Genomic DNA, 7,734 nt, shown 5'->3' with positions numbered 1-7,734 from the left:
CGGCCGGTATCTGCGTTTCGGAGCTTCAGCGCCGCGAGCACGTTGTATTCTCATGGCCCGCAGGGGCGGGACGCTGGGAGGGAGTGGTCGGACGAGGAGGTTACTTCCATGTCCAAGACCCACGCTGAGCAACAGGACCATCGGCAATCGCCTTGGAACAAGGGGCGTCTTGTCGGTCAGAAACGTCCCCTCAAGCCAAAGGAAGTCTGGAATATCCGGGCGCGGCTGCAAATCGAGGCAGGCAAACGCGACCTCGCGATGTTCAACCTGGCGATCGACAGCAAACTGCGGGGCTGCGACCTCGTCCGGTTGAAGATCGATGATTTGTGCGTTGGCGGACGACTGCGCGACCGGGCGACAATCATCCAGAAAAAGACCGGCAGGCCGGTCCAGTTCGAACTCACGGAGCAGACCCGGGCGTCGGTCGAGGACTGGCTGGCCATTCTGAAAATCCGCGATGGGCGCTTTCTTTTTCCAAGCCGGGTCCATGACCAACCTCACATCTCTACGCGCCAATATGCTCGCATCGTTCATGGTTGGGTAAAAAGCGCCGGCCTAGACGACTCCGCCTATGGCACGCATTCGATGCGGCGAACGAAGGCCGCGCAGATCTACAAAAAGACAGGAAATCTCAGGGCGGTCCAGCTTTTGCTCGGACACACGAAGTTGGAAAGCACCGTTCGCTATCTCGGCATTGAGGTGGATGACGCGCTTAGCATTTCCGAGCAAGTAGAACTGTGACGTATTGGTTGCGGCGCCGCCATACGGCGGCCGCCGCAACTTGATCGAGGCGCGAAATCCGGCTGCTTTCTTAATGACAGCGGTCTTCGAACGCCTTGCAGGACCGGGGAGTTTTGACCCGAAGCAGCCTGTCGACAATGTCACCATCTGCGTCAAGGAACCGTTGGATATCAGACCTCCCGGCGAGATGGCAACGGTGTCCGGTCGTTCGACGTTACGGATTTTACGTGAGCTTTATCCTTTGCGGCTTTGATAACTCGACAGAAGCAGAAACCGTCTGTTCCCTGATTGTCGCGACCCGACAAGGATCGCGCAGAAGCTGACGGACATGAAGACGTGCGCCCTTGTTTCGCCGCAAAGCGCTCGCTAAGATTTCTTATGGCCTACCGACTGCGATTCCCCGCCCTGTCATGGCATAGACGCGCGAGCATCCTGCTCGTTGCGTTTTTCATTGCCTTGACCGGAATTGCGCATGGCCTGGGCGAATGCGCGCCGGCGCAGGCCCGCGACTTCGTCGCGTCCGTCCAGGCGACGCCACCGGGAGACGTGAAGCCGGATGAGGGCGCGGATCCGCTCGGCGCCCATATGCATGGTGAGCACCATCAAGGCGCGCTTTGCGAAATAGGCTTGGGAACATTCGAGCGCGCCAGTAGCGCGATCCGTTTCGCCTTGCCGTCGATGCGCTTCGCCTCGCGCGGCGTCTCGCCCCCGCAAAAACCCCCGCGCGCCTGAAACAGCCCAGCACCTGAGCCCTGGCGCATCCTGCCGATGCGTTCATTGCAACCGCTGTCGTTTCGGGCGCTTTTGCGCGCCGATCGCCGTCCATACGGGATGATTCCGTGCGCGCCTTTTTTTCCGGCTGGCTCTGCTGGCCTTTACCCTGTCTTGTCTTTCCGCCCCATTCGCCGCTTGCGCTTTCCCCGCCGAAAAGCAGGAGGCGCAAGGCGATCATGACCAAACCGCCGATCACGACGAACTGACCCTGTCGCCCGCTCAGATCGACCATGCCCGCGTGACGCTACTGACCGCCGGCGCGGGCGCCATCGCCGAGCAGATCACGGCTTCCGGCTTGGTCACCGCCGACCAGGACCGCATCGCGCGTGTCCCCGCCAAGGTGATGGGGGCCGTCGCCGAAATGCGTAAAAGGCTCGGCGACGAGGTGACCAAGGGCGAGATCGTCGCCGTGCTCGACAGCCGCGAAACCGCTGACGCGCAGAGCGAATTGCTCGCCGCGCTGGTCCATTACGAATTGCAGAAAACCCTGTTCGAGCGGACTCAGACGCTCTGGACGAAAAAGATCACGACCGAGCAGGCCTTTCTGCAGGCCCGCTCGACGGCGGCGGCGGCCGAATTGCGCGTCAATCTGGCGCGGCAGAAACTGGCGGCGCTCGGCGTCAGCCCGCTGGAAATCGCCGCGCTCCAGCCCAATGGATCCGCGGGCGAACTGGGCCGCTACCCGATCCGCGCGCCCATCGCCGGGCGGGTGATCGAGCGCAAGGTCGATCTCGGCGCCTCGGTTGGCGGCAATAATGATCCGTCCGAACTCTACACCATCGCCGATCTCGGCCATGTCTGGGTCGAACTGTCGATTCCGTCCTCGGATCTCGGACGGATCCGCGAAGGCCAGAAGGTGACCGTGCGCGGCGCCGATGATCTCGAACTGGCCGGGCGGATCATTTTCATCTCGCCTTTGCTCAATCCGGACACGCGCACGGCGCGGGTGCTCGCCGCCTTCGACAATCCCGATCTGGCTTTGCGGCCCGGCGCCCTTGTCAGCGCGGTCATCGCGCTCAAGGAAATCCCCGTCGCAGTGCGCGCGCCGCGCTCGGCCTTCCAGACGGTCGAGGGCAAGACCAGCGTTTTTGTTCGCACTGGCAAGGGATTCGCCGTGCGTCCGGTGACCTTGGGCCACGCCGACGGCGAGACCGTCGAGATCGTCGCCGGGCTGGCGGCCGGCGAGCAGATCGCCGTGACCAACACCTTCATTCTTAAGGCGGAAATCGGCAAGTCCGAAGCCGCCCACGACCATTGAGGCGGCCATGATCGCGCGCATTCTCGAATTTTCGGTACGTCATCGCTGGGCGGTGGTGTTCCTCAGCCTCGCGGCGGCGGCTTTCGGCGTTTTTGCCTTGCAGAAACTGCCGATCGACGCCGTGCCCGACATCACCAACAATCAGGTGCAGATCAACACCGTCGCGCCGTGGCTGTCGCCGCAGGACATTGAAAAGCAGGTCACGTTCCCGATCGAAACGGCGCTGGCGGGGACGGCTGGGCTCGACCATACGCGCTCGCTGTCGCGCAACGGCTTTTCCCAGGTCACGGCGGTGTTTTCCGACGCGACCGATATTTATTTCGCGCGTCAGCAGATCGGCGAAAGGCTGCGCGAAGCCAGGGCCGATCTGCCGCCGGGCGTCGAACCGCGCATGGGGCCGATCTCCACCGGCCTTGGCGAAATCTATATGTGGACGCTGTCCTTCGGGCCGAAGCCGGAGAAGCTCGAGGCCAATCCGCCGGCCGGCTGGCAGATGGACGGCTCCTATCTGACGCCGGAAGGTCAGAGCCTGCGCACCGAACTGGAGCAGGCCACCTATCTTCGGACGGTGCAGAACTGGATCGTGCGTCCGCAGATCAAGACCGTGCGCGGCATCGCCGGCGTCGATTCCATTGGCGGCTACGTGAAGCTCTATCTGGTCCAGCCCGATCCGCACCGGATGATCGCGGCGGGCGTATCCTTCGCGGATCTCGCAGCCGCGCTGGAGGCCAATAATTCCAATCGCGGCGCCGGATTCATCGAGCGCAATGGCGAGGCCTATGTGGTGCGCGCGGTGGGCCGGCTGGAATCGCTGGCCGATGTCGAAAACGTCGTGATCGAGGCGCGCGGCGGCGCCCCCATTCGCGTCAGGGACGTGGCGACGGTCGCGACCGGCGCCGAACTGCGCATGGGCAGCGCCAGCGCCAACGGACAGGAAGTGGTGGTCGGCACGGCGCTGATGCGGATCGGCGGCAACAGCCGCACGGCGGCCAGCGCGGTCGAAGCCAAGATCCACGATATCGGGACCAACCTGCCGCCCGACATCCGGCTCGAAACTGTGCTCGACCGCACGCAGCTGGTCGACGCCACCGTGCATACCGTGGCGAAAAACCTCGCCGAAGGCGCGCTTCTGGTGATCGCCGTGCTGTTCCTGATGCTCGGCAATCTGCGCGCGGCGCTCATCAGCGCTCTGGTCATTCCCTTCGCCATGCTGATGACCTTCGCCGGCATGGTCGAGACGGGGGTCAGCGCCAATCTGATGAGCCTTGGCGCGCTCGACTTCGGCCTGATCGTCGATGGCGCGGTGATCATTACCGAGAACGCCCTGCGGCGCCTCGCGGAGCGCCGCCACGCTCTGGGCCGCAACTTGCACGAGGCCGAACGGCTCAGCGCCGTCATTGGCGCGGCGCAGGAAATGATAAGGCCCTCGGTGTTCGGCCAGGCGATCATCGTGCTGGTCTATGTGCCGCTGCTGACCTTCACCGGGGTCGAGGGCAAGATGTTCCATCCGATGGCGCTGACCGTGATCATGGCGCTACTCTCCGCTTTCGTGCTGTCGCTGACGCTGGTTCCGGCGCTGATCGCCATCGCCATTCCGGCCCCGGCTTCGGAGGAGGACAATTGGCTCGTGCGCGGCCTGCGCCGCGCCTATGAGCCGGCGCTGGCGCTGGCCGCGCGTTTCCCCGCGCGCATGGTCGCCGGCGCCGCCGTGCTGTTTCTGGTCGCGCTGGTTCTGTTCGGCCGGCTGGGGCAGGAATTCATCCCCACCCTGGATGAAAAGAACATCGCGCTCAACGCCATGCGCATTCCCAGCGCCTCGCTGACCCAGTCGCAGGCCATGCAGGCGCAGGTGGAGAAAACCATCGCCGCCTTTCCGCAGGTCAAGCTGGTCTACTCCAAGACCGGCACTGCGGAAGTGGCTTCCGATCCCATGCCGGTCAACGCCTCCGACACATTCATCATTCTCAAACCGAAGGCGCAATGGCCGGACCCGTCGATCGGCAAGGAGCAACTGCAGGACGAAATCGCCGAGGCCTTGGCGGCGCTGCCCGGCAACGCCTATGAATTCTCGCAGCCGATTCAGTTGCGCTTCAACGAATTGCTCGCCGGCGTGCGCGGCGATATTTCCATCAAGGTGTTCGGCGACGAATTCGAACCCATGCTGCGCGTCGCCAACCAGATCGCCGGGATCGTCCGCGGCGCCGAGGGCGCGCAGGACGTCAAGGTCGAGCAGACCGACGGCCTACCCTTCCTCGAAATCTCCATCGACAAGGAGGCGACGGCGCGTTTCGGCCTGTCGGTCGCCAAGGTGCAGGACGTGATCGGCGCCGCGATCGGCGGCCGCGAGGCCGGCTACGTCTATGAAGGCGACCGCCGTTTCGCCATCATGGTGCGGCTGGCGGAGCCCCTGCGTTCCGATGTCGAGGCGCAGAAAAACCTGCCTGTGCCGCTGCCCGGCGCCCGCGCGCCCAGCGTGCTGATGAAACAGATCGCCCGTTTCGAGGAGCGCGAGGGGCCGAACCAGATCTCGCGCGAGAACGGCAAGCGGCGCGTCGTCGTCACCGCCAATGTGCGCGGACGCGATGTCGCCTCGGTGGTCAACGAGATCCAGCGGAAAGTTCGCGCCGATGTCCGCACGCCGCCTGGCTATTGGCTCCAATGGGGCGGGCAATATGAGAATCTGGCCGCCGCGCGCGACCGTCTGCTGGTGGTGGTTCCCGCCTGTTTCGCTATGATCCTGTTCCTGCTTTACGCGGCGCTGGGGCGGGTGCGCGATGCTTTGCTGGTGTTCAGCGCCGTGCCGCTGGCGCTCACCGGCGGCATTGTCGCGCTGTGGCTCGTCGGCCTGCCATTTTCGGTTTCGGCGGCGGTCGGCTTCATCGCCCTGTCGGGCATCGCCGTGCTCAACGGTCTGGTGCTGCGCACCTATGTCAAGCAGTTGCAGGCCGATGGCCTGTTGCTGACGGAGGCGGTGCGCGTCGGCGCGCTGACCCGTCTGCGACCGGTGGCGATGACGGCGCTGGTCGCGGCGCTGGGTTTCGTGCCGATGGCGCTGGCGACCGGCACGGGCGCGGAAGTGCAGAAGCCATTGGCCATTGTCGTCATCGGCGGGCTGATCAGCGCGACGCTCTTGACGCTGCTGGTGCTGCCGGCGCTTTACCTGTTGTTCGGCGGCGCGGCGGAGAAAATGTCGGTGGGAGGCGAACGCGCATGAAATCGTCATGGCTCTATCGTCCCGCGTGGATCAGTTAGTCGCTGGCCCTGACCTTTACCTTTCTCCTTTTCTGGAACATGGAGGCGCGGGCCGCGCGCCCAGCGATGGAAACGCCCCCGCTTGGCGTCGACTATCGGTTCAATGACGAGAAAGTTCTGTTCGATACAAGTCTGAGCGAATTGACGGCGTTTGCCCGCGCCCCAAACGCGACGAGCATCTGCCCTTGCTGGCCATTTATACATCGACGGTCGAATATAAGGCCGACATTGTGGTCCATGCGCGGGAAGTCGCCCCCGAGCTTTATTGCGCGCGGCTGGGACCCTTGTGCGTGGCTGTTCATATCCATCAGTGCAACATTCATGTAGCACGGGAGATCGGCGAGCGCGGCTGCCTGGTGGCGGCGGCGATCCAACATGCGGCACCCATGCCGGCAATGAGCGGCGCGCCTATGCCCGGGTCGAAGACCGCCTGCGGGAGGTTCTGCGGCCTCTCGCGGCGACGAGCGGGATTCCCCGCGCCCGAACTGCCCTCGAGGCGAAAGCCCTGCTCACCAGCCTGCTCGGCGCGCGCACCGACGAGGCCATGAAGGACGCCGAGAAATTCAAGGCGGAAGCCAACCAGGAAACCGATTCGATACTTTCTTTCGCCCGCCTTCGCGGCGCCTGCCCGGATTCGATCTGACGGCGCCCAAAAAGGTCAGCTGCCACATTGTTCGTCGCCGACCGTTTCCAGCCAGAAGGCAAATTTCTCACCAAGGCTGCGCTGAATGGCGGGATGGGTCATGGCCCTGGCGGGCGAGGCGCGCGCCAGGGCCGCAACTTTTACGACGCTGCCTGCCTGTGAGCGCGTGCGCGCGAAACGTTACGTAAGTAGCTGTCAATCCGGCGGATCGGGGCTAAACAATTAGGGAGGCCCCCGGCTCCGCAGGGGTGGTGGTAGTAGTTTGACGTTTCCGGGGGTTCCCACTCCGAGTCGATATCGCATGAGGATGGGTCAAAAATCGTGGTGTCGCCAGTTGGCAAACCTTGGTTTTGAACTCAGCATGGTTGTCGGAGCGGGAAGGAAGACCAATTTGATTTCGAGCCAACCGTTTCCAATATTTCTTCCGGAATTGGCCGTTCGAGGTGCGCATACAATCGAGAAAGTTCAGGCCGCGCGAGCCGCCTTTCCAGCCGCTTTGGGCGGCTCAAATCATAAAGCCTCCGTCTCTGCCGGAGAATAATTGCTCACCGACCTTGTGATCTTTGGCCTCAAGCCCATGAAAGTCAGCTTTGATCAGGGTCAAAAAAATATTCGTTGCACTCGGCAATATCTGAAGCTGGCGCCGAGCGGGCGGTCACGATCGTTTGCGAAAGGCTGCAATCTGCTTTTCGGAGCCTCAAGGTTTTTGGATGCTGTATTGGTTTTTTCAACGCTCCCGGCCGCTGGCCGGGCCAGATCGCCGGCAGGCGCCGGCTCCGACGTCGGCCTGATCGTTGTTCCGCAAGCCCGCGCCGGGGCCTGTCGCGAGTTGACCCATTCGATAGGCAAAGCTAGAAATTTCGACCGAAAATCAATTCCCTGAACAAGGCAGAGCGCCGCCCCCCCTGGATCGCGCCGAAAAAAGAAGCGAAGATGAAATTCACGATCCCGGTGTTTCGCGCGGCGACCATCCTTGTCGCGCTGGCCTTGGCTTCGGCGGCGCCTGCGGCCGAAACCCGCCTGCTCAACGTGTCCTACGATCCGACCCGCGAGCTCTACACGCTCT

Annotated in this window: 7 protein-coding genes; 6 read left to right on the top strand and 1 reads right to left on the bottom strand. The window is 63.4% G+C overall.

The window, feature by feature from the left end; translation table 11 throughout:
- Positions 1 to 108 precede the first annotated feature (108 nt).
- Positions 109 to 741: a tyrosine-type recombinase/integrase gene (locus tag QZY01_RS19015; protein ID WP_294540328.1), complete on the top strand. Its 633-nt coding sequence runs from the start codon at positions 109 to 111 to the stop codon at positions 739 to 741.
- A 40-nt stretch (positions 742 to 781) separates the two neighbouring features.
- Positions 782 to 994, top strand: a complete 213-nt coding sequence (locus QZY01_RS19010; RefSeq protein WP_294540326.1) for a hypothetical protein — start codon at positions 782 to 784, stop codon at positions 992 to 994.
- A gap of 155 nt (positions 995 to 1,149) precedes the next feature.
- Here QZY01_RS19010 and QZY01_RS19005 read toward each other — a convergent pair whose 3' ends face one another.
- Entirely contained in the window at positions 1,150 to 1,347 is a 198-nt protein-coding gene (locus QZY01_RS19005; RefSeq protein ID WP_294540324.1) for a hypothetical protein, read from the bottom strand.
- A gap of 406 nt (positions 1,348 to 1,753) precedes the next feature.
- Here QZY01_RS19005 and QZY01_RS19000 point away from each other — a divergent pair, with 406 nt between their 5' ends.
- The 4 genes from QZY01_RS19000 to QZY01_RS18985 all read left to right on the top strand — a co-directional run bounded on the left by QZY01_RS19000 (position 1,754) and on the right by QZY01_RS18985 (position 7,551).
- Entirely contained in the window at positions 1,754 to 2,773 is a 1,020-nt protein-coding gene (locus QZY01_RS19000; protein ID WP_294540322.1) for an efflux RND transporter periplasmic adaptor subunit, read from the top strand.
- Positions 2,774 to 2,780: 7 nt separating this feature from the next.
- A complete protein-coding gene (locus tag QZY01_RS18995; protein WP_294540320.1) occupies positions 2,781 to 5,987 on the top strand; it encodes a CusA/CzcA family heavy metal efflux RND transporter in 3,207 nt (1,068 codons plus the stop codon).
- Positions 5,988 to 6,335: 348 nt separating this feature from the next.
- Positions 6,336 to 6,668 (top strand): hypothetical protein, encoded by a 333-nt coding sequence (locus tag QZY01_RS18990; protein WP_294540318.1) that lies wholly within the window; start codon positions 6,336 to 6,338, stop codon positions 6,666 to 6,668.
- A 541-nt stretch (positions 6,669 to 7,209) separates the two neighbouring features.
- A complete protein-coding gene (locus QZY01_RS18985) occupies positions 7,210 to 7,551 on the top strand; it encodes a hypothetical protein (RefSeq protein WP_294540316.1) in 342 nt (113 codons plus the stop codon).
- Positions 7,552 to 7,734: the final 183 nt, after the last annotated feature.

It is taken from the genome of uncultured Rhodoblastus sp., from assembly GCF_903903185.1.
Classification (GTDB): Bacteria; Pseudomonadota; Alphaproteobacteria; order Rhizobiales; family Beijerinckiaceae; genus Rhodoblastus.
This window is presented reverse-complemented; position numbering and strand designations above follow the sequence as displayed.

What these genes read in the sequence shown, in the direction of transcription:
- QZY01_RS19015 (WP_294540328.1), top strand. Translation starts at nt 109, where the DNA reads ATGTCCAAGACCCACGCTGAGCAACAGGACCATCGGCAATCGCCTTGG.
- QZY01_RS18995 (WP_294540320.1), top strand. Translation starts at nt 2,781, where the DNA reads ATGATCGCGCGCATTCTCGAATTTTCGGTACGTCATCGCTGGGCGGTG.